General features: G+C 63.0%; 21 protein-coding genes. 2 read left to right on the top strand and 19 right to left on the bottom strand.

What is annotated here, in order from left to right:
- Window positions 1–209: 209 nt before the first annotated feature.
- Complete coding sequence (locus tag HFD92_RS20655; RefSeq protein WP_219854812.1) at window positions 210–1,508, bottom strand: NCS2 family permease; 1,299 nt, start codon at window positions 1,506–1,508, stop codon at window positions 210–212.
- Window positions 1,509–1,939: 431 nt separating this feature from the next.
- Between HFD92_RS20655 and HFD92_RS20650 the strand changes: the two genes are divergently transcribed.
- Entirely contained in the window at window positions 1,940–2,683 is a 744-nt protein-coding gene (locus tag HFD92_RS20650; RefSeq protein ID WP_009089499.1) for a response regulator, read from the top strand.
- Window positions 2,684–2,861: 178 nt separating this feature from the next.
- Here HFD92_RS20650 and HFD92_RS20645 read toward each other — a convergent pair whose 3' ends face one another.
- The 4 genes from HFD92_RS20645 to HFD92_RS20630 all read right to left on the bottom strand — a co-directional run bounded on the left by HFD92_RS20645 (window position 2,862) and on the right by HFD92_RS20630 (window position 7,248).
- Entirely contained in the window at window positions 2,862–3,545 is a 684-nt protein-coding gene (locus tag HFD92_RS20645) for a D-lyxose/D-mannose family sugar isomerase (RefSeq protein ID WP_167429625.1), read from the bottom strand.
- Between the two features lie 170 nt (window positions 3,546–3,715).
- Window positions 3,716–4,654, bottom strand: coding sequence for an ABC transporter substrate-binding protein (locus HFD92_RS20640; protein ID WP_046102116.1), 939 nt, complete (start codon window positions 4,652–4,654; stop codon window positions 3,716–3,718).
- A gap of 88 nt (window positions 4,655–4,742) precedes the next feature.
- Window positions 4,743–5,723, bottom strand: a complete 981-nt coding sequence (locus tag HFD92_RS20635; protein ID WP_009089493.1) for a ribose ABC transporter permease — start codon at window positions 5,721–5,723, stop codon at window positions 4,743–4,745.
- A 10-nt stretch (window positions 5,724–5,733) separates the two neighbouring features.
- Entirely contained in the window at window positions 5,734–7,248 is a 1,515-nt protein-coding gene (locus tag HFD92_RS20630) for a sugar ABC transporter ATP-binding protein (protein ID WP_111208198.1), read from the bottom strand.
- Between the two features lie 147 nt (window positions 7,249–7,395).
- On the opposite strand from HFD92_RS20630, the gene HFD92_RS20625 reads away from it, so the two are divergent.
- Window positions 7,396–9,999 carry an ATP-binding protein gene (locus HFD92_RS20625; protein ID WP_167429624.1) on the top strand — a complete coding sequence of 868 codons (2,604 nt, stop codon included), beginning with the start codon at window positions 7,396–7,398 and terminating at the stop codon, window positions 9,997–9,999.
- Here the strand turns inward: HFD92_RS20625 and phnE (HFD92_RS20620) are convergent.
- The 14 genes from phnE (HFD92_RS20620) to phnF form a co-directional block, all read right to left on the bottom strand.
- Complete coding sequence (phnE, locus tag HFD92_RS20620; protein ID WP_167429623.1) at window positions 9,953–10,837, bottom strand: phosphonate ABC transporter, permease protein PhnE; 885 nt, start codon at window positions 10,835–10,837, stop codon at window positions 9,953–9,955. The two genes, HFD92_RS20625 and phnE (HFD92_RS20620), sit on opposite strands and share 47 nt — an antisense overlap.
- Window positions 10,834–11,694: a phosphonate ABC transporter, permease protein PhnE gene (gene phnE / locus HFD92_RS20615; protein WP_046102120.1), complete on the bottom strand. Its 861-nt coding sequence runs from the start codon at window positions 11,692–11,694 to the stop codon at window positions 10,834–10,836. Before phnE (HFD92_RS20615) ends, phnE (HFD92_RS20620) begins: the two co-directional genes overlap by 4 nt.
- 80 nt (window positions 11,695–11,774) lie before the next feature.
- A complete protein-coding gene (phnD, locus tag HFD92_RS20610; RefSeq protein ID WP_167429622.1) occupies window positions 11,775–12,701 on the bottom strand; it encodes a phosphonate ABC transporter substrate-binding protein in 927 nt (308 codons plus the stop codon).
- 26 nt (window positions 12,702–12,727) lie between these two features.
- Window positions 12,728–13,558 (bottom strand): phosphonate ABC transporter ATP-binding protein, encoded by an 831-nt coding sequence (gene phnC / locus HFD92_RS20605; RefSeq protein ID WP_167429621.1) that lies wholly within the window; start codon window positions 13,556–13,558, stop codon window positions 12,728–12,730.
- A 79-nt stretch (window positions 13,559–13,637) separates the two neighbouring features.
- The gene (gene phnP, locus HFD92_RS20600) at window positions 13,638–14,408 is read right to left on the bottom strand and encodes a phosphonate metabolism protein PhnP (RefSeq protein WP_046102121.1); all 771 of its coding nucleotides are present in this window, start codon (window positions 14,406–14,408) and stop codon (window positions 13,638–13,640) included.
- The gene (gene phnN / locus HFD92_RS20595; RefSeq protein ID WP_150029786.1) at window positions 14,405–14,941 is read right to left on the bottom strand and encodes a ribose 1,5-bisphosphokinase; all 537 of its coding nucleotides are present in this window, start codon (window positions 14,939–14,941) and stop codon (window positions 14,405–14,407) included. The genes phnP and phnN overlap by 4 nt, the downstream gene beginning before the upstream one ends.
- Window positions 14,941–16,077 (bottom strand): alpha-D-ribose 1-methylphosphonate 5-triphosphate diphosphatase, encoded by a 1,137-nt coding sequence (gene phnM / locus HFD92_RS20590; RefSeq protein WP_167429620.1) that lies wholly within the window; start codon window positions 16,075–16,077, stop codon window positions 14,941–14,943. Before phnM ends, phnN begins: the two co-directional genes overlap by 1 nt.
- The gene (gene phnL, locus HFD92_RS20585) at window positions 16,074–16,787 is read right to left on the bottom strand and encodes a phosphonate C-P lyase system protein PhnL (RefSeq protein WP_111208191.1); all 714 of its coding nucleotides are present in this window, start codon (window positions 16,785–16,787) and stop codon (window positions 16,074–16,076) included. Before phnL ends, phnM begins: the two co-directional genes overlap by 4 nt.
- The gene (phnK, locus tag HFD92_RS20580) at window positions 16,788–17,549 is read right to left on the bottom strand and encodes a phosphonate C-P lyase system protein PhnK (RefSeq protein ID WP_167429619.1); all 762 of its coding nucleotides are present in this window, start codon (window positions 17,547–17,549) and stop codon (window positions 16,788–16,790) included.
- The gene (locus HFD92_RS20575; protein ID WP_009089470.1) at window positions 17,539–18,387 is read right to left on the bottom strand and encodes an alpha-D-ribose 1-methylphosphonate 5-phosphate C-P-lyase PhnJ; all 849 of its coding nucleotides are present in this window, start codon (window positions 18,385–18,387) and stop codon (window positions 17,539–17,541) included. The genes phnK and HFD92_RS20575 overlap by 11 nt, the downstream gene beginning before the upstream one ends.
- Window positions 18,380–19,456 carry a carbon-phosphorus lyase complex subunit PhnI gene (locus HFD92_RS20570; protein WP_167429618.1) on the bottom strand — a complete coding sequence of 359 codons (1,077 nt, stop codon included), beginning with the start codon at window positions 19,454–19,456 and terminating at the stop codon, window positions 18,380–18,382. The genes HFD92_RS20575 and HFD92_RS20570 overlap by 8 nt, the downstream gene beginning before the upstream one ends.
- Complete coding sequence (phnH, locus tag HFD92_RS20565; RefSeq protein ID WP_009089466.1) at window positions 19,456–20,031, bottom strand: phosphonate C-P lyase system protein PhnH; 576 nt, start codon at window positions 20,029–20,031, stop codon at window positions 19,456–19,458. Before phnH ends, HFD92_RS20570 begins: the two co-directional genes overlap by 1 nt.
- The gene (phnG, locus tag HFD92_RS20560) at window positions 20,031–20,477 is read right to left on the bottom strand and encodes a phosphonate C-P lyase system protein PhnG (RefSeq protein ID WP_167429617.1); all 447 of its coding nucleotides are present in this window, start codon (window positions 20,475–20,477) and stop codon (window positions 20,031–20,033) included. Before phnG ends, phnH begins: the two co-directional genes overlap by 1 nt.
- Window positions 20,477–21,190 (bottom strand): phosphonate metabolism transcriptional regulator PhnF, encoded by a 714-nt coding sequence (phnF, locus tag HFD92_RS20555; RefSeq protein ID WP_009089462.1) that lies wholly within the window; start codon window positions 21,188–21,190, stop codon window positions 20,477–20,479. Before phnF ends, phnG begins: the two co-directional genes overlap by 1 nt.
- Between the last annotated feature and the right edge of the window lie 11 nt (window positions 21,191–21,201).

Below are 21,201 nucleotides of genomic sequence, written 5' to 3'. Positions count from 1 at the left end.
TAAGGGGCGGGCGTCCGCCCCTTGACGCGTCCGCCTGCACGGGCAGGCTGAAACTCCCTCACGCCTGGCGGGCGAAACCTTCTCAGAGCACCCCACCGCCAGGTAATAACTCTCCTATGCCCGACAGGCGAAACCCTCTCAGAGCCAGCCCACCGCCAGGTAATAACTCCCCACCGCCAGGTGAAACGTCCCCCGCCGCCAGGCCACAATCAGGCGCTCAGCCAGCCCAGCTTAATCACAAACAGAATCGACAGGATAATCAGCGCGGCATTGACCTCTCTGGCGCGACCGCTCAGCAGCTTCACCAGCGTCCAGGTAATAAATCCAAAAGCGATACCGTTGGCGATGGAATAGGTCAGCGGCATGGTCAGCGCAGTAACCGTCACCGGGGCAGCAGTCGTGATATCTTTCCAGTCAATATCCGCCAGACTGGATGTCATCAGCACGGCCACAAACAGCAGCGCGGGCGCGGTGGCATAGACCGGCACGCTGGAGGCCAGCGGCGAGAAGAAGAGCGCCAGCAGGAACAGCACGGCGACCACGATCGCCGTCAGGCCGGTGCGGCCACCCGCACTCACGCCCGCCGCCGACTCCACATAGCTGGTGGTGGTTGAGGTGCCCAGCAGCGAACCAAACAGCGCAGCCGCACTGTCAGCAATCAGCGCACGGCCCATCTTCGGCACGTTACCCTGCTCATCCGCCAGACCGGCGCGTTTGGTGACGCCCAACAGGGTGCCGGTGTTATCAAACACATCCACAAACAGGAAGGCAAAAATCACGCTGACCAGGCCGACGTTAAACGCGCCAGCGATATCCAGCTGCATAAAGGTCGGTGCGATCGATGGTGGTGCAGAGAAGACTCCGGCAAACGGCGACAGGCCAATGCCCATAGAGATAAAGGTCACCAGCAGAATACCGATCAGCACGGCACCGGTCACGCGACGCGCTTCCAGCACCACAATCACCACAAAGCCAAGCATCGCCAGCAGCGGACCCGGTTTTGTCAGATCGCCAATGCCCACCAGCGTCGCCGGGTTATCAACCACAATGCCTGCGCCTTCCAGCGCAATGATCGCCAGAAACAGGCCAATACCGGCACCAATCCCCGCGCGCAGCGGCAGCGGAATACTGGCAATAATCCACTCACGGATTTTAAACAGCGACATCGCAAAGAAAATCACTGCCGAGAGAAACACCGCACCCAGCGCAATCTGCCAGGTGTAGCCCATGTGCAGTACGACGGTATAGGTGAAGAAGGCGTTCAGCCCCATGCCCGGTGCCAGTGCAATCGGGTAGTTAGCGATCAGCCCCATCAGCGCACAGCCAATCGCCGCCGCCAGACAGGTCGCGACAAATACGGCGCCCTTATCCATGCCGGTCGCACCCAGAATGCTCGGGTTAACAAACAGAATATAGGCCATCGCCAGGAAGGTGGTAATCCCGGCGATAATCTCGGTACGAACCGTCGTGTTATGCGCTTTGAGTTTGAATAGTTTTTCTAACATCATCATCTCTCGATACAGGAGACCGCACCGGTGTGGGTCTCGCTTGCCAAAGGGGGTTGCATGCTGATTATTCTGTTTTCGGGACGCGGATACCGGCCGCTGCATACTGACCTGCCGGAATCGTCTGAAATCCCTGACTGACCCACTGCCCAAAGCAATTGCCATGCCACTTGCCGACGCAATCGATTACCTGGCAGAGCCGGATGCGCCTCAGAGAATTCCGAACCAAAACGAGGCGCGATTATGGTGCAATGCACCGATGATGCGCAATCGTTTTCCTGCCTCCCTGTGCCACCCCCGCAAAACTCTGCGCCAGCGCACGCTTCCGCACACTCACGGGCGAGGCGTGTCACGTTTCAGCACGCTGCCTCAGCGCACTTTTCTGGCCTGTGTAGACTCCTGAATTAACTCTTTCGTAACATTGAGGCCGCGCCATGAAGCCAGCGATTTTGGTGGTGGATGATGATCCTGCTGTCTGCGACGTCCTGCAGGATGCGTTAGGTGAACATCAGTTAAAGGTCTACTGCTGTCATCAGGGAAAAGAGGCGCTGCTGATGCTCAGCACGCACCCGGAAATCACGCTGGTGATGCTCGATATGATGCTGCCCGACACCAACGGACTGCTGGTGCTGCAGCAGTTGCAGCGTCAGCGCCCCGAGGTGCTGGTGATCATGCTGACCGGTATGGGTTCCGAAGCGGAGATGGTGGTCGGCCTGGAGATGGGTGCCGATGATTACATCGCCAAACCCTTTAATCCGCGCGTGGTGGTGGCACGCACCCGGGCGGCCCTGCGGCGCGGCGGACGCCCTGTCCAGAGCGAACCGGAACCGGCGGGCTGGCGATTCGGCGGCTGGCAGCTGGACGACAGTCGCTGCCAGCTGTTCAATCCGCAGCGCGAGCTGGTGCCGCTGACCCAGGGCGAGTTCAGCCTGCTGCGGGCGCTGGTGCGTCACGCCCGCAAGGTACTGACCCGCGATCAGCTGCTGGAGCTGACCCACAGCGAAAGTCTGGATGTGTTTGACCGCACCATCGACGTGCTGATCATGCGCCTGCGCCGCAAAATCGAAATCAACCCGCATCAGCCCGATCTGATCCGCACCATTCGCGGGCTGGGCTATGTCTTTTCGGCTGACGTAATGAAACCTGAAACCGCCCCGCGCACCAGCCAGATCGCCTGAATCGCGCTGCGCTCCGGCAATGTCGCTGCCGTGGCGGCGGATGTGGGCGATGAAAGTCTGACGCAGTTTACGCGCGAGTACGCACGGCTGTCTGGTGAACCGCCTGCCCGCAGTATAAGAAAGATGAGGCAGTCCGATCCCGGAGACCATGCGAAGGGATGATCAGCGTCCGGGAGGGTCAGGTAAAGCCGCGGGCGTAGTCATTACAGAGCAGCCAGCGCGGCGCCTCATCCTCCTCAAGCGGATTGAAGCGGGCCAGTGGCGTCAGGAACACATTGTCGTTTTCGTCATCATTGGGCATCGACACCTCGCCCACCAGCACGTCGCCAAAACCCGGTTCGCCCCAGAAGCTGTGCCAGAGGCCCGCCTCAAGGGTCACGCTCTCACCCGGTGAGAGCCGCAGCTGCGAACCCGCAGCGTGGGTCTGGCGCAGACCATCCAGCGATACCGTGACCGGCGAGTCAGCCAGTGCCGCGCCGTCGCGGTTATGCAGTTCTACAATCAGATTCCCGCCGCCGCGATTGATGATGTCTTCCATTTTGCGCGGATGATAGTGCATCGGCGTCAGCTGCCCGTCGCGCACGTGCAGGATCTTCTCCGCATAGGGTTTGTGCCACGGCTGTCCGCCGGGCGAACCGTTGCGCAGCGTAAACAGCGTCAGCCCGGTCTGCTGAAAGTCGTCCGCGCCAAAACTGGTGAGATCCCAGCCCAGCCGCAGTGCCAGAATCTCCGCCATCGCTTCAGGTGACTGCGCCCGCCACTGACGTAATCCGAAATCGGCCCACGGCGGCAGATGCACATCCTGCTGGCGGAAAAATTCGCGCGTCTGCTGCAGGTAGTGGTTGACCTCTGAACGTTGCATGGTGGCCTCCTGAGGGTGCTGACAAAGTCTGCTCCGGTTAGCGGTAAGACAGAGCTGGCGCGTGACGCTTTCCTCCTCGGCCCGTGTTCCCTGCGCGATGAAGTCATGCGTTGCTGCCAGAGTCACGCTGTCAGCCGTCTGAAGCGGCACCCGGAGGCGCCGCCCTGCGCCTATTTCACCGTCCAGCCCTGATAGCTGCCGATGTTGTCACGATCGATCAGCTTCACCGGGATCAGCACCGGCTTTTCGGGTGCCGGTTTGCCCTGCAGAATGTCGTAGCCAATCTCCACCGCCTTCGCCGCCATCACCTGCGGGTCCTGCGCCGGGGTCGCGACAAACAGGGAGTTTTTGCGCTTCAGCGCCTCTTCACCATCCGGCGATCCATCGACGCCGACGATAAAGAACTCGCTGCGCTGCGCCTGTTTCGCGGCTAAATCCGCGCCGATGGCGGTGGGATCGTTAATGGCAAACACCGCATCGATTTTGGGGTTAGCGGAGAGCAGACCGGTCATTACCTCCAGTCCCCCTTCGCGACTGCCTTTGGCGTTCTGGTTGTAAGAGAGCAGCTTGATGTCGGGATGGGTTTTCAGTTCGTTCATGCAGCCTTCAACACGGTTCTGCACCGCAGACACCGGCGGGCCGTTGATGATCACCACGTTGCCTTTCGCTTTCAGGCGGTCAGAGATATATTTGCAGGCCATCGCGCCCGCCTGGGTGTTATCGGAGGTAATGGTCGCATTCGCCCCATCGGCCGCCACGTCGACCGCCACCACCACGATACCGGCATCACGCGCCCGCTTCACCGCCGGGGCAATGCCTTTCGAGTCGGCGGCATTCAGGATAATCATGTCCACTTTTGCCGCAATAAAGTTATCGATCTGCCCCACCTGCTGGCCGAGATCGTAGCCGCTGGAGACCAGCGTCACGTTGACCTTGTCCCCCGCCAGCTCACGCGCCTTCATCTCCGCCCCTTTGGTGATCTGCACGAAGAAGGGGTTAGCCAGATCGCCGACCGTGACGCCGATGGATTTGAGTTCTTTTGCCTGAGCCAGCCCGGCGCTGAACAGCGTTGCCGCCAGCAGCCCGGTTACAATCGGATTAAAACGCATAGACCTTCTCCTGCTGTTATCAGAGTGCCAACCGCTTAATGGCGTTTTTACAGAGACGGCGGCGACATCGCGCCTCCGCCTTTCAGCCTTAACTCACATGATGACGGGTACGGTATTTGTCGATCAGGACGGCGATGATGATCACCGCGCCCTTGATCACCAGCTGCCAGAAGTAGGAGACGCCCATCAGCGTCATGCCGTTATTGAGCGTGGCGATAATCAGCGCGCCAATCAGGGTGCCGGTAATGGTGCCGATGCCCCCGACGAAGCTGGTGCCGCCCAGGATCACCGCGGCAATCGCATCCAGCTCATAGCCGACGCCGAGGTTGCCGTTGGCGCTGTAGAGACGGGAGGCGCTCATCAGACCGCCCAGCCCCGAGAGCAGGCCGCTCATGCCGTAGACAAACAGCAGCACCCCGCCCACCTTGATGCCGGTGAGTCGTGCCGCCTGAATGTTGCCGCCGACCGCATAGATATGGACGCCCAGCGTGGTGCGCCGCAGGATAAACCAGCAGAGGGCGATCACCGCGAAGGCAATCACAATCAGCCACGGCACCGGGCCGAGGTAACCGTTGCCAATCCACTCAAAATTGATGTCGGAGTTGATGACCGTGGTGCCATCCGCCAGCAGGTAGGCCGCGCCGCGCAGGGCGGTGTAGGTGCCGAGGGTGACGATAAAGGGCGGCAGTCCGGCCCAGGCGACCAGCACGCCGTTGAACAGCCCCATCACCAGACCCGCGCCCAGCGCCATCGGAATGGTCATGGAAGCGAGCATCGGGTCGAGCGAGGCCACCAGCGCCACCACCGCCGTGGTGCCGAGCATCGACCCCACCGACAGGTCGATGCCGCCGGTGAGAATGACAAAGGTCATCCCCGCCGCCAGCACGATATTGATCGACGCCTGACGGGTAATGTTCAGCAGGTTCGCTTCGGTAAAGAAGTTGGGGGTAACGAAGCCAAAAACCGCCACGATGAGGATCAGAATCGGCAGGATCCCTACCGTCTGCAGCAGATCGCCCATCAGGGCGCGTTTCAGCGTGGGCGCGGGGGTGCGGGCCAGTTGTGTCATGGTGATCTCCTCAGATTTCGCCTGCTGCTGCGCTGTGCGCACCGGTTGCCAGCGTCATAATATTTTCCTGACTGATGTGGCTGCCCTCCAGCTCACCGACGATGGTGCCTTCGTGCATCACGTAAACGCGGTCGCTCATCCCGACCACTTCCGGCAGTTCGCTGGAGATCATCAGAATCGCCACGCCCTGCCGCGCCATCTCCTGCATCATGCGGTAGATCTCGCTTTTGGCCCCGACGTCGACGCCGCGCGTCGGTTCATCCAGGATCAGGATGCGCGGGCCAATCGCCACCCAGCGTGAGATCAGCAGCTTCTGCTGATTCCCCCCGGAGAGGCCGCCGGCCCGGACCTGCGCATGCGGCACGCGGATATTCAGGGAGGCGATCGCCTCGCTTGCGATGGTCTGCCCTTTGCGGCGGTTGAGCATGCCGTAACTGGCATCCCGCTCCAGCGTCGCCATCACGATGTTCTCCTGCGCCGCCATCTCCAGAAACAGCCCCTGCTCTTTGCGGTTCTCGGTGAGGAAACCGATGCCGCGCGCAATCGCATCGCGCGGTGAGAGGATGGTGACCTTCTCGCCGTCGATCCAGATCTCGCCCTCCTTCGGCTTGTGCACGCCGAAGATCAGCTGCGCCAGCTCGCTGCGGCCTGCACCGACCAGCCCCGCCAGCGCCACGATCTCACCGGCGCGCACCGCCAGGCTGCTGGGGTGCACTTTGCCGCCGTCGGTCAGGTGATTCACCGCCAGCCGGATATCACCCAGCGGAATCGACCGGTCTTTATTGAAGAGATCGCTGAGCGGTCGTCCGACCATCATCCGCACCAGTTCACTGGCGTTGAGTTGATCGCGCGTCAGGCTGCCGACATACTCGCCGTCGCGCAGCACGCTGACGCGATCCGACAGCTCATACACCTCCGCCATACGGTGGCTGATGTAGATAATCGCCATCCCCTCGCTGCGCAGCCGTTTGATCAGCGCGAAAAGCTGTTCGGTTTCGCGGTTTGAGAGCGCGGCGGTCGGCTCATCCATCACGAGGATGCGGCTGTTACGCTGCAGCGCCCGGGCGATCTCCACCTGCTGCTGCTCGGCAATGCTGAGGCGGCTGACCACATCCCAGGCACTGAACTGCGCGCCGAGCCGGTCAATCACCCGCTGCGCCTCCTCCGCCATCTGCCGCCGCTTCACCAGCCCGCCGGGGGCGATTTCGCTGCCGAGAAAAATGTTTTCCGCCACCGTCAGGTTGGGGGCCAGGTTAATCTCCTGGTAAATCAGGGTGATCCCGGCGGCCAGCGCCGCTTTCGGCCCTTTCAGCGCCCGCGGTTCGCCTTCGATCAAAATCTCTCCGCCGCTGGCGCTGTAGGCCCCGGCCAGAATCTTCATCAGGGTACTTTTGCCCGCGCCATTCTCCCCCATCAGCGCATGGACCTCGCCGGGCCAGACCGTGAGATCCACCCCCTTCAGGGCGTAAAAGTTGCCGAAGCGCCGGGTAATGCCGCGCATTTCCAGTATCGGTGTGGCTGTCATCGCCTCGCTCCTGCGGACTGTGGATAGCCGTCAGTTAAGCAACGCCAGATAAACGGAAAATGTCAGCGGCCATTCATATTTGTCATATTCACCCGGCTGCCCGCTCCTATACTCGGCCCATCGTTGCCGTGATAAAGAGGGGGTGGGATGCAGCGCACCTATCCGTGGCAGGCTGGCGCGCGGGGCCGCCTGCTGATGTTCAATCTGCTGGTGGTCGCCGTGACGCTGATGGTCAGCGTGGTGGCGATCGTCGGTTTTCGCCATGCCGGTACGATTCAGGAGCAGGCACAGGCGCAGACGCTGGCGGACATGAACGGCAGTCTGGCGCTGGCGCGTGATACCGCCAATGTGGCGACGGCAGCCGTGCGGCTGTCGCAGGTGGTGGGCGCGCTGGAGTATCAGAGCGAATCACAGCGGCTTCAGCAGAATCAGCAGGCGCTGCAGCAGTCGCTGAGCCTGCTCGCCAGCGCCCCGCTGGCCGCGCGGCAGCCGGAGCGCATCGCCCGCATCCGCGCCCGCAGCCTGGAGCTGGAGCAGACGATTAACCGCCTGCTGCTCACCGGCCATCAGCGTCACCTGCAGCGCAATAACATGCTGAGTGACCTGTGGCAGTCGCAGATTCTGCTCGGCCACATCAGTCAGCGGCTGCAGCGGGAATCGCAGCGCGCGCCGGATAGCGCACTGCGCGAGCAGACTGAGCGGCTGCTCAGCATCGCCATCCGTACGCCCTCACCGATTGCGGTGATTGAGCAACTGCAGCAGGTGATGACGCAGTGGCGCAGCGTGCCGCTGACGGGCGTCACCGGCGAGAACATTGCGCGACTGCTGGCGACCCAGCAGCGCCTGCTGCCGCTGGCGGAGGCGCTGGAACAGAGCGATCTGGCGATCGCCTACGCCACCTACCGGATTAAGGCGCTGGTGGCGATGCTGAATGAGGATATCAGTGCCTCGGTGCAGCAGGTGGCGTTGCAGAGCGAAGCGCGAACCCTGGCGACCCACCGCGAGCTGGACTCCATCATCGGCTTTATCGCCCTTTTCGTGCTGCTGGCGCTGGCGATCACCGGCTATGCCGGGATCTACATCTACCGCAATTTGGGGTCGAGCCTGACGGCAATTGCCGCTGCCATGACGCGGCTGGCGCAGGGTGAGCAGAACGTCGGCGTGCCGGGGTTGCAGCGCCGCGACGAACTGGGCGAACTGGCGCGGGCCTTCAACGTCTTTGCCCGCAATACCGCCTCGCTGGCGCACACTTCACGTCTGCTGAAAGAGAAGAGCAGCCAGCTGGAGTCCACCTTTCTGGCGATGCGCGACGGCTTTGCCCTGTTTGACCATCAGGGTCAGCTGGTGGTGTGGAACGCGCAGTATGCCGAACTGCTCGGCATCTCGCCGCGGGAGCTCCATCGCGGCGTCCACTATCAGCAGCTGCTGGCTCCGCTGGCGGGGGATCTGCACGATCCCGGCGAACCGCAGGAGATCCGGCTGGCCGATGGCCGGACGCTGGAGCTGCGCTTCAGCCCGATCCCCCGGCGCGGCATGGTGAACACCGTCCTTGATCGCACCTCACGCAAAACGCTGGAAGAGGCCCTGCAGCACAGCCAGAAGATGAAGGCGGTGGGCCAGCTGACCGGCGGCCTGGCGCACGACTTCAACAATCTGCTGGCGGTGATTATCGGCAGCCTGGCGCTGACCGAAGGGCAGCTGATGCCCGGCCCGCTCGCCAGCCGGATTGAGCGGGCGCGCCAGGCTGCCGACCGCGCCGCCCAGCTGACCCAGCGGCTGCTGGCCTTTTCACGTAAGCAGGCGCTGTTTCCGCGCGCGGTGTCGGTGGTCACGCTGGTGGACAACCTGCAGGGATTATTACAGCACTCGCTGCTGCCCGGACAGCAGCTGATTATCGATGCGCAGCGTCCCGGCTGGCCCGCATGGATCGATGCCGGTCAGCTGGAGAATGCGCTGATGAACCTGGTGGTCAACGCCCGTGATGCGATGCAGCAGCAAAGCGGCGAAATCCGGCTGCGCATCTGGAATCAGCGGCGGATCGAGGGGAGTGAAAAACGTGACCGGGTCACAATTGAGGTGACTGACACGGGCTGCGGCATGTCGGCGGAGGTGCGTGAACAGGTTTTCGAGCCCTTTTTTACCACTAAGGCCACCGGCAGCGGCAGCGGGCTGGGCCTGTCAATGGTCTACGGTTTTGTCCGGCAGTCGGGCGGTCAGATCGAGCTGGAAACCGCGCCGGGCCAGGGCACCACGGTGCGCCTTCTGCTGCCGCGCGCGCAGGAGGCGGTCGCCGCAGCGGTCGCGCCGCCTCCCCCGCCAGCCCTGCCGGCGGTGGCCAGCAACCGGCTGGTGCTGGTGCTGGATGATGAACCGGCGGTGCGGCAGACCCTGTGCGAACATCTGCACCAGCTGGGCTATCTGACGCTGGAGTGTGGCGACGGTGAAGCGGCGCTGGCGCTGCTGCGCCAGACACCCGATATCGACCTGCTGATCAGCGACCTGATGCTGCCCGGCGAGATCAACGGCGCGGAGGTGGTGCGTCAGGCACAGCAGAACTGGCCGCATCTCGCCACGCTGTTAATCAGCGGTCAGGATCTGCGCCACCAGCCGGTCACGCTGCCGCTGTGTGAGCGGCTGGGCAAACCCTGGCAGCAGGCGCAGCTGGTGCAGGCGTTACAGCGCGCCTGGCAGCGCAGCGAACGGCTTAATCGCGCGCAGCAGGCTGCCACAGCGGCACCGGCTTCCCGGTGATATAGCGTTTGCGCAGGCGACTGGAGATGATATCCATGACCATCACCACCCCGACCAGTATCAGCGTCAGGAACATCACCACATCCCAGTTCCAGAGCCGCATATTCTCGGCGTAGACCAGGCCTACCCCGCCCGCGCCGACAAAGCCGAGCACCGCCGCAGAGCGGGTGTTGGACTCGATCTGATAGAGGCTCAGCGCCAGAAACTGCGGAAAGGACTGAGTGAAAATGCCGAAACGGTGTTTCTGCAGGCTGTTAGCGCCCACCGCCCCCAGCCCGCGGCCCGGTGAACGTTCAACCGCCTCATGCCCTTCGGCGTAGAGTTTGCCGAGCAGACCGACATCCTGCAGGATAATCGCCAGCACCCCGGCCAGCGGCCCCATGCCCACCGCACGAACGAAAATCAGCCCCCAGATCGCCATGTCAATGCCCCGCAGCAGGTCGAACAGTCGCCGCATCAGAAACGCCAGCGGCTTCGCGGCGCGATCGTGCATCACGTTGCGCGCCGCCAGGAACGACAGCGGCAGCGCAATCAGCGAGGCGGTCAGCGTACCGGCAAACACGATCCCCAGGGTGATCCCGACCTGCGACAGATAGTAGCTGAAGGGCCAGTTCATGAAGTCATGCCAGACAAACATCCGCAGAAAGTAGCGTCCCAGCTGCTGGCAGCCCGCCAGCAGGCGCGATCCCGCCAGCCCGAACACCGAAAAGAAATAGAGGTAGTAGAGCAGGAGTGCCAGCGCCATCAGTGCCAGACGACGCAGATAGCGCGGCTGCGCGGCAAACAGCTCGCGATGCTGCTGCTTCAGCTGCGCGATGGCGGGAACGGAACGGATCATGCGCGCTCTCCTGTGACACGACGACGCAGCTGACCGGACAGCGTATCCAGCAGCGACACCACAATCAGAATCAGTAGCAGGGTGATGCTGACCTGGTCGTAGCGGTCGAGTTTGATGTTGGTCATCAGCTCCTGGCCGATGCCGCCCGCCCCCACCAGCCCGAGGATGGTGGAGGATCGGAAGTTAATCTCCAGCCGCATAAAGCTGTAGGAGAGAAAGGCGGGTTTCACCTGCGGCCAGAAGGCAAAGCGCATCCGCTGCAGTTTACTGGCTCCGCAGGCGGCCAGGCCGCGCACCGGCTTATCTGACGCGGACTCAATCGCCTCATAAAAGAGCTTGGTCAGGCTGCCCACCGTGTGCAGCGCCAGCGCCAGGAAGCCGGGTATCGCCCCGATGCCAAACGCCATGACAAACATCACCGCCCACGCCAGTTCCGGCATGGTGCGCAGAAAGGCGACAAAGGCGCGAATCGCCATCCGCACGCTGACCGGCGTCTGCGTATTGTCGGCGGCGAAAAAGGCGAGCACTGCCGCCAGCCCCACCGCCAGCAGCGTCGCCGCCAGTGCCAGCTGCAGGGTTTCCCAGATCAGCGGCAGCTGGATCGGCAGACGGTAGCCCCAGTAGGCCAGCGAGCCTTCTGTTTTGCCGTCGGCAAACAGCAGCGGCAGATGCAGCACCGGCAGGATCTCATGCAGGTAGTCAAAGAAGTGCGGCAGCGACTGCCAGACGGTGAGCAGATTAAATTCTGCCACCCTGCCCGCCGCCAGATAGAGCGTGACCAGCAGCAGTGACCAGATAAGCGTGTCACGTTTTTGCTGACGGCGGATGCGCTGGTAATAGTGTTCGAAGTCGGTCAAGGGGGATCTCCGGCGTGAAAGCAGCGGGACGCTGGCCGCGTCCCGCTCTCCCCGCGAGGCGGGGAAGTCAGGAAGGTTCGTCAGCCGCGGCTGCCTTTCATCAGGTCGCGCTTCATATCGATAATGCTCTGATAGTCGGCAACGGTGGCCGGGCCGATATGCTGCTTACCGCCCACCGCTTTCACGAAGCAGTCGTGATCGTCTTTATCCAGCTTTTTAATCGCCGCCACCACTTTCGCTTTAAAGTCGGCAGGCAGTTTGTTGCTGACCAGCACCGGACCGTTGGGGATCAGCGGCGACTGCCAGATGATGCGGATCTGCTTCATCAGGTCGGGGTGATCCATGCGGATCAGGCGGCCAAACGCGCCCGAGGTGTAGCCGCTGTTATAGTCCCCCACCAGCGAGGTCCAGGTGACCGCGCCGTCAAACTGGTTGTTCAGCACGCCCAGAATGTCCTGCTCATGGCCGCCGGAGAAGGTGACGCTGGAGAAGGTGTTGTTATATTTGTCATCCACCGAGCCGCCGAACATCTTCTTGAACGCCTGATTCGGCATCAGGAAGCCGGAGGTCGAGTCCGGATCGGCCATGCCGAACGATTTCCCCTTCAGGTCTTCCAGCTTTCTGTAGGGGCTGTCCGCTTTGACGATCACCACTGAGTGGTAGCCGCGTGAGTTGTCTTTGTCATCCACCACGATGCCGACCACCTCCACCGCTTTCGGGTCCTGCAGGTAGACCGAGGCGAAAGAGGCGGGTGACATGCTCAGCACCATATCGATTTTGCCGCCCAGCAGTCCCTGAATCACGCCCGAATAGTCAGAGGCGTTGCGCATCTGAGTATCCACACCCAGCTCTTTATCAAAGAAGGTCTTCACGCACTGATTATCACCAATCTGCTGGGTGGCGTTCTGACCGCCCAGAATCCCCAGATTCAGCTGTTTTGGCGCATCCGCTGCGCTGACACCCGACGCCATAACGCCGATCAGTAGTGCTAAAGAAGTCAGTTTCATTCGGAGTTGTTCTCTTGCTGTGGAAGTTAATGGATCTGGTTAAGTTCATCGCCGTACAGCTGTTGCAGCAGGCTGTCAGTCAGTCGGGAAGGATGGCCGTCAAACAGCACCACGCCGCGCTGGATGCCAATCACCCGGGTGCAGTAGCGTTTCACCAGCTCAATGGAGTGCAGGTTGACCATCACGCTGATGCCCTGCTCGCTGACCTGCCGCAGCACATCCATGATGCGCGTCGTGTTTTTCGGATCGAGTGACGCCACCGGCTCATCGGCCAGCAGGATTCTGGGGTTCTGCATCAGCGCCCGGCAGATCGCCACCCGCTGCATCTGTCCGCCGGAGAGATTCTCTGCCCGCTGCAGCGCCTGCGGCAGCATGTTCATCCACTGCAGCAGTTCGATAGCGTGCGCCCGGTCGTGGTCGGAGAAGATTTTAAAAAAGGATTTCAGCGTGCTGGTCTGGCTCAGGCGGCCCAGCAGCACATTGGTCAGCACGTCGAGGCGCGGCACCAGGCAGAAATCCTGAAAGATCATGCCGCACTGGCTGCGCCATTCCCGCATCTGGCGGCTGTTGAGGGTGACCACGTTACGCTCGGCTTCCCCTTTATGCAGGCTGATAATCGCCCCCGCCGTCGCGCTGATGGTGCCGTTAAGCATATGCAGCAGCGTCGATTTCCCGGCGCCGGAGCGGCCGATCACCGCCACCAGCTCACCGGCATGGAGATCGAAACTGACCCGATCCAGCACCGGCGTGTCACCGTAGGTTTTGCTCAATCCCTGCACCGACAACACTTTTTGTCCGCTGAAACTGACCGGGGGCCGATCGTGGTCGACCACCGTTTTCAGAAATGCCTGTGCCATGCTGTTCTCCGTCATCTCTGATTGCGTTCTGCCGGTTATTAAGGCGTGGCACGATGAAAGCGGGATGACAGTCAGATGATCAAACTGTGACAGGCCAGGGCGCGCCACACAGCAACGTCTGGCCGTCACGCGCAGCCTGCACCCCCTCCGGCAGCGGATTTTCCGCCAGCCAGTTATCCATCTCATGACTGAGATGGGTCAGCCAGCTCTGGCGCGGCCGCAGCAGCGCCACAATGGCCAGGGCCTGGGTGACATCGTTGTGGTTGCGCGGTCTGGCAGACGGCGGGTCGTTGCAGTCGATCACCAGCTGATCCAGCGGCTGACCGCGCAGAAAGTCGGCGGTGTCGGGGGGCAGCCCGCAGGTGTCACACAGCCAGGCGAGCCGGTGACCGTGCCAGTCGAACAGATAGCCGTGCGTCAGCTTTGAGTGCTGAAGCGGCAGCGGCGTCACCTGTAACTCGCCAAAGGCGTGTGCCACAAACGGGGTTAAGGCGGGACGAAAGTCGAGCAGGCCGGGATGTTTATAGAGATCGTCACAGCCGCGCGGGTCGGGCGGTCCCCAGACCGGAATCGGTGCCCCCCGCCCCCAGCGCAGCGCAAACAGTCCCTGCACATGGTCCATGTGGTAGTGGGTGAGCAGAATACGCGTCAGCGATCCGGGCGGAAAGCGCGACGCCAGCAGTGGCAGGCCGGCATCCAGCAGGATGCGCTCGCGCCCGGTCTCAATCAGCGCACTGCAGGGCGCACGGGCGTAATCGCTATGGCGCTGCGCCCGCTGGCAGGCACGGCAGTCGCAGCCCGGCAGCGGCGCGGCGGTCACCCCACCGGTGCCGAGAAAAGTGAGTTTCATTGCGCCGTCTCCACTATCTGACGCAGCTGCCGGACGGTCTCTGCCAGCGCGCCATCGTTGTTAAGGATCAGGCAGCCATCGGGCTGCGGCTGGGCGGCACGCGCCAGTCGCCGGGCGATTGCCGCCTCATCTTCCCGTCCGCGCAGGCGCAGGCGCGCCGCCAGCACCGCTGGCGTGACCTGCAGGCAGACCGGCAGCAGCTGCGGACCGAAGCGGGCCTGCGCCTGCGCCAGATGCAGCCGCGACCCGTTGACCACCACGTTCTGTCCGCGCAGCAGCCACTGCTCTGTCTCACAGCCAATGCCATAGCTGAAACCGTGCGCCTGCCAGCTCACTGCGAACAGCCCCAGCGCCGCGCGGCGGGCGAACTCCGCCTCGGTCAGCGCCACGTGGTTTTCACCGCCCGCATCCGCTGCGCGGGTAATATAGCGATGGGCGATCAGCAGGCGCGGCGGCGGTGCCGCCCGCAGCGCATCCAGCAGGCTATCCTTGCCTGAGCCGGAGGGACCGGTGAGCCAGATCAGCCGCGCCATCAGTAGACCTGCCGGCCTTTGCTCCAGACGTGGCGCACATGCGGGTAGCCATGTGCGGTGTGCGCCAGCACCAGATCGGCGCGACACCCTTCGGCGATCACCCCGCGATCCTCAAGCCCCAGCGCGCGGGCCGGATTGCAGGTGACCAGCGCAATCGCCTGCACCGTGCCGAGCGTGTTGCGCTCATCCTCAGCCAGCCGGAACGCCGCATCCAGCAGGCTGGCCGGGTAGTAATCGGAGGAGAGAATGTTCAGCAGGCCGTGAGACGCCAGCTCCCAGGCGGCGACGTTGCCGGAGTGCGAGCCGCCGCGCACGATGTTGGGCGCCCCCATCAGCACCTGCATGTTGCGATAGCGCGAGGCGCGTGCCGCCTCCAGGGTGGTGGGAAATTCGGCGATGCGGCTGCCCGCCGCATGGGACTCCTCCACATGCGCGGCGGTGGCATCATCGTGGCTGGCAATGGCGATGCCATGTTCCCGGCAGAGTCCGGCGATCGCCTGACGATTGGGCTGCGACCAGGCCGCCGCCAGCGTGAGCTGCTCGTGCTCAAACTGATCCATCTCCGCGTCATTCAGCTGGTATTTGCCCTGGTAATATTCGCGATATTTTGTCAGCGACGCATACTGCCGCTGCCCCGGCGAATGATCCATCAGCGAGACCAGCGCCAGTTCCGGCGTGCCCATCAGCGCCTCAAACAGCGGCGCGGTGGTCGGGTGCGGCAGTTCACAGCGCAGATGCAGCAGATGCTCGGCGCGGTTCAGCCCTTTGCGGTTGCTGTCGCGGATGGCGTCGATCATCCTGCTGAGATTTTCCAGCCGGTGACCACCGTCGCGCACATCGCCGACGCCAATGGCGTCCAGCACCGTGGTAATGCCGCTGGAGACCATCAGCGCATCGTGGCTGCTCATCGCCGAATGCGCAGGCCAGTCCACTTTGGGTCGCGGGGTGAAAAACTTGTCGAGGTTGTCGGTGTGCAGCTCCACCAGCCCCGGCAGCAGCCAGGCCCCCTCGCCGTCCAGCGCGCCCGGCTGCTGGCTGCGGGTTTCGCTGAAGCTGCTGATACGCTCATCGCGGAACTCCAGCGACCCGCTGATGACCTCATTTTCCAGCACCAGTCTGACATTGTTGATGATCATGCCTGCGCTCCTGTCTCAATGGGGTGCATCAGATGCAGCCGATCGGCCACCTGCTCGCGCACCGCCCGATCGTGAAAAATGCCAACGATGGCGGCACCCCGGGCGCGCGCCTCTTCAATCAGACTCACCACCGCCGCGCTGTTGACGCTGTCGAGGGAGGCGGTGGGTTCATCCAGCAGCAGCACCGGATAGTCAGCGATAAAACCGCGCGCAATGTTCACCCGCTGCTGCTCTCCGCCGGAGAAGGTGGACGGTGCCAGCGACCAGAGGCGCTGCGGCACGTTGAGCCGGCTCAGCAGGTCGGCGGCGCGCGCTTCGCAGAACCGGCGGTCGACGCCGCGCTCCAGCAGTGGCTGCATCACAATCTCCAGCGTCGGCACGCGCGGGATAACCCGCAGAAACTGACTCACCCAGCCCAGCGTGTCGCGGCGCAGCGCGATAATCTGCCGCGCCGGGGCCTGCGCCATATCGACCCATTCCCCCTGATGTGCGACCCGGATATAGCCGCTGTCGGGCTGATAGTTACCGTAAAGCGTGCGCAACAGGGTCGATTTGCCGCTGCCCGAGTGACCGTGCAGTACCACGCATTCGCCCTCGCCCACCGTCAGGCTGGCGTTGTGCAGCACCGGCAGCGCCGCGCCGTTCTGGTTGTGCAGCACAAAGGTTTTACACAGGTTTCCGACCTGCAGACGCGGATTGATAGTCGTCATTTAATTGAGCACCGAAGAGACCAGCAGTTGTGTGTAAGGATGATGAGGATCGTCAAGCACCCGGTCGGTCAGACCGCTCTCCACCACCCGCCCCTGTTTCATCACCAGCAGACGATGTGCCAGCAGGCGCGCCACGCCGAGATCGTGGGTGACGATCACCACCGCCAGGTTCAGCTCCCGCACCAGGGTACGCAGCAGATCCAGCAGGCGTGCCTGCACCGAGACATCCAGCCCGCCGGTCGGCTCATCCATAAACAGCAGCTGTGGCTGCGTCACCAGGTTGCGGGCGATCTGCAGACGCTGCTGCATGCCGCCGGAAAAGGTGGTGGGCAGATCGTCGATGCGGCCGGGGTCAATCTCCACCGCCTGCAGCCAGCGGCTCGCCGTTGCGCGGATGTCGCCATAGTGCCGCGCGCCGGTCGCCATCAGCCGTTCGCCAATGTTGCCGCCCGCGCTGACCTGCGGACGCAGGCCGTCCATCGGATGCTGATGCACCACGCCCCACTCGGTGCGCAGCAGGTGACGGCGCTCGCTTTCACTCATCTGCCAGAGGCTGCGCCCCTGATAGAGAAGCGTGCCCTGCTGCGGTGCGAGGCGTGCCGAGAGGCTTTGCAGGAGCGTGGTTTTACCTGAGCCGGACTCGCCGACGATGCCCAGCACCTCGCCGGGATAGAGATCAAAGCTGACCTGCTCAAACCCTTTGCCCGGCGCATAAAGATGGGTGAGCTGGCTGACCGCAAGCAGCGGCTGTTCACTGTGCATGTTGCTGTTCCTGCTGCTGGTGGCAAAAGTCGGTGTCGGAGCAGACAAACATCCGCGTGCCCTGATCGTCCATCACCACCTCATCGAGATAGCTGTGGCGCGAGCCGCACAGCGCGCAGGGTTCATCCCACTGCTGCACGGTAAACGGGTGATCGTCGAAGTCGAGGCTCTCGACGCGTGTATAAGGCGGCAGCGCGTAGATGCGCTTTTCACGCCCGGCACCAAACAGCTGCAGCGCGGGCATCATGTCCATTTTCGGGTTGTCGAATTTGGGGATGGGTGACGGGTCCATCACGTAGCGGCCATTGACCCTGACCGGGTACGCATAAGTCGTGGCGATATGGCCATAGCGGGCGATATCTTCATAGAGTTTCACCTGCATGATGCCGTACTCCTCCAGCGCATGCAGGAGGCGGGTTTCGGTTTCACGCGGTTCGATAAAACGCAGCGGCTCCGGGATCGGCACCTGGAAAATCAGGATCTGATCCTCCTCCAGCGGCGTTTCCGGGATGCGGTGACGCGTCTGGATCAGCGTGGCATCGCTGGTGCGTTCGGTGGTGGCCGCACCGCTGACCCGCTGAAAGAAGTGGCGGATCGACACCGCATTGGTGGTGTCATCAGCCCCCTGGTCGATCACCTTAAGCACATCCTGATCGCCAATCACACTGGCGGTGATCTGGATGCCGCCGGTGCCCCAGCCGTAAGGCATCGGCATCTCGCGCCCGGCAAACGGCACCTGATAGCCGGGGATCGCCACCGCTTTCAGGATGGCGCGACGAATAGTGCGTTTGGTCTGCTCATCGAGATAACCGTTGTTGTAACCCGTGAGTTCAGCCATGGTTGCGCTCCTGATAGTCATCCTGCAGCTGTTTGAGCAGCGCCAGCTCCGCCTGAAAATCGACGTAGTGCGGCAGCTTGAGATGGGAGACGAAGCCTGCCGCTTCCACGTTGTCGGCGTGCGACAGCACAAACTCCTCATCCTGCGCCGGGCTGGTGATGCGCTCCTGCTGTTCGCGGCTTTGCAGCGCCCGGTCCACCAGCGCCATCGCCATCGCCTTGCGTTCCGCCCGGCCAAACACCAGCCCGTAACCCCGGGTAAAGTGCGGCGCGGTATCTTCGCGGTGGGCCACGCCGTTGACCATCTCACACTCGGTCAGCAGCACTTCCCCAATCTCCAGTTCAAAGCCCAGCTCTTCGGGACAGATGCTGACGCTGACATAGCCGGTGCGGATCTCCCCGGCGAACGGATGGGTGCGCCCATAGCCCCGCTGCGTCGAGTAGCCGAGCGCCAGCAGAAAGCCTTCGTCGCCGCGCACCAGCTGTTGCAGCCGTGCCGCGCGCGAGGCGGGAAACGCCATCGGTTCGCGGGTGATATCGGTCGGCTCACTGCCGTCATCCTCCTCCGCGGCCGCCAGCCCTTCGCGGCTCATCATGCTGAACATGTGCGGGCAGCTTTCCGCGACCGGCCGATCATCCCGCGGCGCGGCAGGCGTTTCGCCATTGGCCAGCAGCGTGAAGTCGAGCAGACGGTGGCTGTAGTCAGAGGTCGGGCCGAGCACCTGGCCGCCCGGCAGATCTTTATAGACCGCCGAAATGCGGCGTTCGATACGCATTGTCCCGGTCGCCAGCGGGCGACTCTCCGCCAGCCGTGGCAGCGTGGTGCGATAGGCGCGCAGCAGAAAAATTGCCTCGACCAGATCGCCGCTGGCCTGCTTAATCGCCAGCGCCGCCAGTTCCGGATCGTACATCCCCCCTTCGGTCATCACCCGATCCACCGCCAGACCCAGCTGCTGCGCCACCTGATCGCAGCCGAGTTCAGCCACGGCCCGATCGCCACGGCGCAGATCGGCCTGCAGCTGGTGGGCATGCGTAATCGCTTTTTCGCCCCCTTTTACCGCGACATACATCAGCACACCTCCACAACGGTGGTACGCGGCACGGCCATGATCGCTTCGCCGCAGGTGAAGATGAGATCCACCCCCTGCGGAAACGGATGCGGCCGGGTGCGCAGATAGTCCAGCACGCTCTCCGGCAGCTGCGGCGCAATGGCGCGGGTTTCGCGCAGACCGGGGCCGGAGAGTCGCAGCGTCAGACCGCCATTCAGCGAGGGCACTTCGATAATCAGCGTGGTGCTTTTTTCCGGTGACAGGTTATCTCCCGCCGCAAACGCCGTCGGGTCCGGCTGCGCCGCCGCATGGCTCAGGGCAAAAGGCGCATCCTGACGGGTGGTGATCGGCGCGCCGGTATGGAAGCGCAGATTGTTGCGCAGCTGTTCGTTGTCGATTTTCGCATCCAGCCAGACCGGACTCTCCTGATCGACCAGCGTCAGCAGCAGCGCCGTGGCCGCCGGAGAGAGCGCACCCCAGCCCTGCTGCAGCGGCAGCGAAACCATCACGCCCGGTTCACTCATCGCCTTCAGGATGCGGCGAAAGGCGCGCTGTGCGTCCGCAACAGGGTGGTTAAAACTTGCCAGTAAAGTCATCAGTTATCTCCGCGAACCAGCGTAAAGAAATCCACTTTGCTGCTGGCGATTTCGTGCGCGCGCAGCTGTCGCTGCTCTTCACGCCACGCCGCCAGCGGGGTAATAATCTTCTCTTCCAGCAGCGGCCGGGTTTCCGGCTGCTGCAACAGTGCATCCAGCAGGGCGCAGCGCTCGGCGTGCGCTTTGTCGCGTCCTAACAGGTAGCTGTATCCCAGGGTGCCGTCGCTCAGCTGCACCACGGCGCGGGTCACCGTGGCATCACCCATCACAAAGCGTTTCCCGGTGGCCCCCATTCGCGCCTGCAGCCGCGTCATGCCGATTTCGGCCGGGCGGATCAGGGTAAACTCGGGGTGAAGATTCAGCGCCTGCCAGTGCGCTTCAAGCCGCGCGGCGTTGCTGTGTGCCAGCACCGACAGCCAGCGCTGGCGATCCGTTTGCTGTTCCATCAGTGCTCCAGAGTCAGTTCGATCATGTCACCGCGGGTCAGGCTGACGGAGTATTCTGCCAGCGCACCATCTGCGGTTTTGTTCAGGGTCCGCACGCAGAGCAGCGGCGCATGGAGTGCGATATCCAGCTGACGGCACTCCTTCGCCTGCGCCCGGCGGGTGCTGATGCGGGTCTGGGTGCGCACCAGCTGCTTGCCGGTGTGCTCCACCAGAAAGTCGTGCAGCGAGCCGCTGTTAAAGCGCTGAAGCTGCGGCCACCAGCTGAGGTCGGCGAGGAAGTGGTTAATCAGGCAGAGCGGCACGCCGTTGGCGCGGCGCAGGGTGCGCAGATGAATGACGTTGTCGCCCTCTTTCACGCCCAGCGCACTGGCCACGTCACTGCTGGCCGGACGCAGCACCGCCAGCAGCCGTTCGCTGGTCGGGTGACTCCCCTGCTCCAGCAGGTTCTGACTGAAGCGCGCCTGGGCATGCAGCGGATAGTCATACGGGCGCATCAGCACCAGGATGCCCACGCCGTGACGGCGTTGCAGCAGCCCTTTCTGCACCAGCTCATCGACGGCCCGGCGCAGCGTGTGGCGATTCACTTCGTAGTGGTCGGCCAGCTGTTGTTCGGAAGGCAGATAGTCGCCGCAGCGGTAACGCTCTTTCAGCGCCTGCTCCAGCTGCGCGGCAACCGCCTGGTAGACAGTGGTCGGATGTCTGGATAACTCCATCACGATGAAAT

Origin of the sequence: Pantoea sp. EKM101V, assembly GCF_011800325.1 — a bacterium.
GTDB lineage: Bacteria > Pseudomonadota > Gammaproteobacteria > Enterobacterales > Enterobacteriaceae > Pantoea > Pantoea anthophila.
The sequence above is the reverse complement of the archived record's forward strand: the minus strand, read 5'-3'. Positions and strand labels throughout refer to the sequence as shown.

Bases quoted from the DNA above. Each gene is read 5' to 3' on its own strand.
- HFD92_RS20625 (WP_167429624.1), top strand. From the start codon at position 7,396: ATGCAGCGCACCTATCCGTGGCAGGCTGGCGCGCGGGGCCGCCTGCTG.
- HFD92_RS20630 (WP_111208198.1), bottom strand. From the start codon at position 7,248: ATGACAGCCACACCGATACTGGAAATGCGCGGCATTACCCGGCGCTTC.
- phnH (WP_009089466.1), bottom strand. From the start codon at position 20,031: ATGACTTTACTGGCAAGTTTTAACCACCCTGTTGCGGACGCACAGCGC.
- HFD92_RS20635 (WP_009089493.1), bottom strand. From the start codon at position 5,723: ATGACACAACTGGCCCGCACCCCCGCGCCCACGCTGAAACGCGCCCTG.
- HFD92_RS20655 (WP_219854812.1), bottom strand. From the start codon at position 1,508: ATGATGTTAGAAAAACTATTCAAACTCAAAGCGCATAACACGACGGTT.
- HFD92_RS20570 (WP_167429618.1), bottom strand. From the start codon at position 19,456: ATGTATGTCGCGGTAAAAGGGGGCGAAAAAGCGATTACGCATGCCCAC.
- phnG (WP_167429617.1), bottom strand. From the start codon at position 20,477: ATGGAACAGCAAACGGATCGCCAGCGCTGGCTGTCGGTGCTGGCACAC.
- phnC (WP_167429621.1), bottom strand. From the start codon at position 13,558: ATGGCACAGGCATTTCTGAAAACGGTGGTCGACCACGATCGGCCCCCG.
- phnD (WP_167429622.1), bottom strand. From the start codon at position 12,701: ATGAAACTGACTTCTTTAGCACTACTGATCGGCGTTATGGCGTCGGGT.
- phnN (WP_150029786.1), bottom strand. From the start codon at position 14,941: ATGGCGCGGCTGATCTGGCTCACCGGTCCCTCCGGCTCAGGCAAGGAT.
- phnE (WP_167429623.1), bottom strand. From the start codon at position 10,837: ATGATCCGTTCCGTTCCCGCCATCGCGCAGCTGAAGCAGCAGCATCGC.
- HFD92_RS20650 (WP_009089499.1), top strand. From the start codon at position 1,940: ATGAAGCCAGCGATTTTGGTGGTGGATGATGATCCTGCTGTCTGCGAC.
- HFD92_RS20640 (WP_046102116.1), bottom strand. From the start codon at position 4,654: ATGCGTTTTAATCCGATTGTAACCGGGCTGCTGGCGGCAACGCTGTTC.
- phnP (WP_046102121.1), bottom strand. From the start codon at position 14,408: ATGAAACTCACTTTTCTCGGCACCGGTGGGGTGACCGCCGCGCCGCTG.
- HFD92_RS20575 (WP_009089470.1), bottom strand. From the start codon at position 18,387: ATGGCTGAACTCACGGGTTACAACAACGGTTATCTCGATGAGCAGACC.
- HFD92_RS20645 (WP_167429625.1), bottom strand. From the start codon at position 3,545: ATGCAACGTTCAGAGGTCAACCACTACCTGCAGCAGACGCGCGAATTT.
- phnL (WP_111208191.1), bottom strand. From the start codon at position 16,787: ATGACGACTATCAATCCGCGTCTGCAGGTCGGAAACCTGTGTAAAACC.
- phnF (WP_009089462.1), bottom strand. From the start codon at position 21,190: ATGGAGTTATCCAGACATCCGACCACTGTCTACCAGGCGGTTGCCGCG.
- phnM (WP_167429620.1), bottom strand. From the start codon at position 16,077: ATGATCATCAACAATGTCAGACTGGTGCTGGAAAATGAGGTCATCAGC.
- phnK (WP_167429619.1), bottom strand. From the start codon at position 17,549: ATGCACAGTGAACAGCCGCTGCTTGCGGTCAGCCAGCTCACCCATCTT.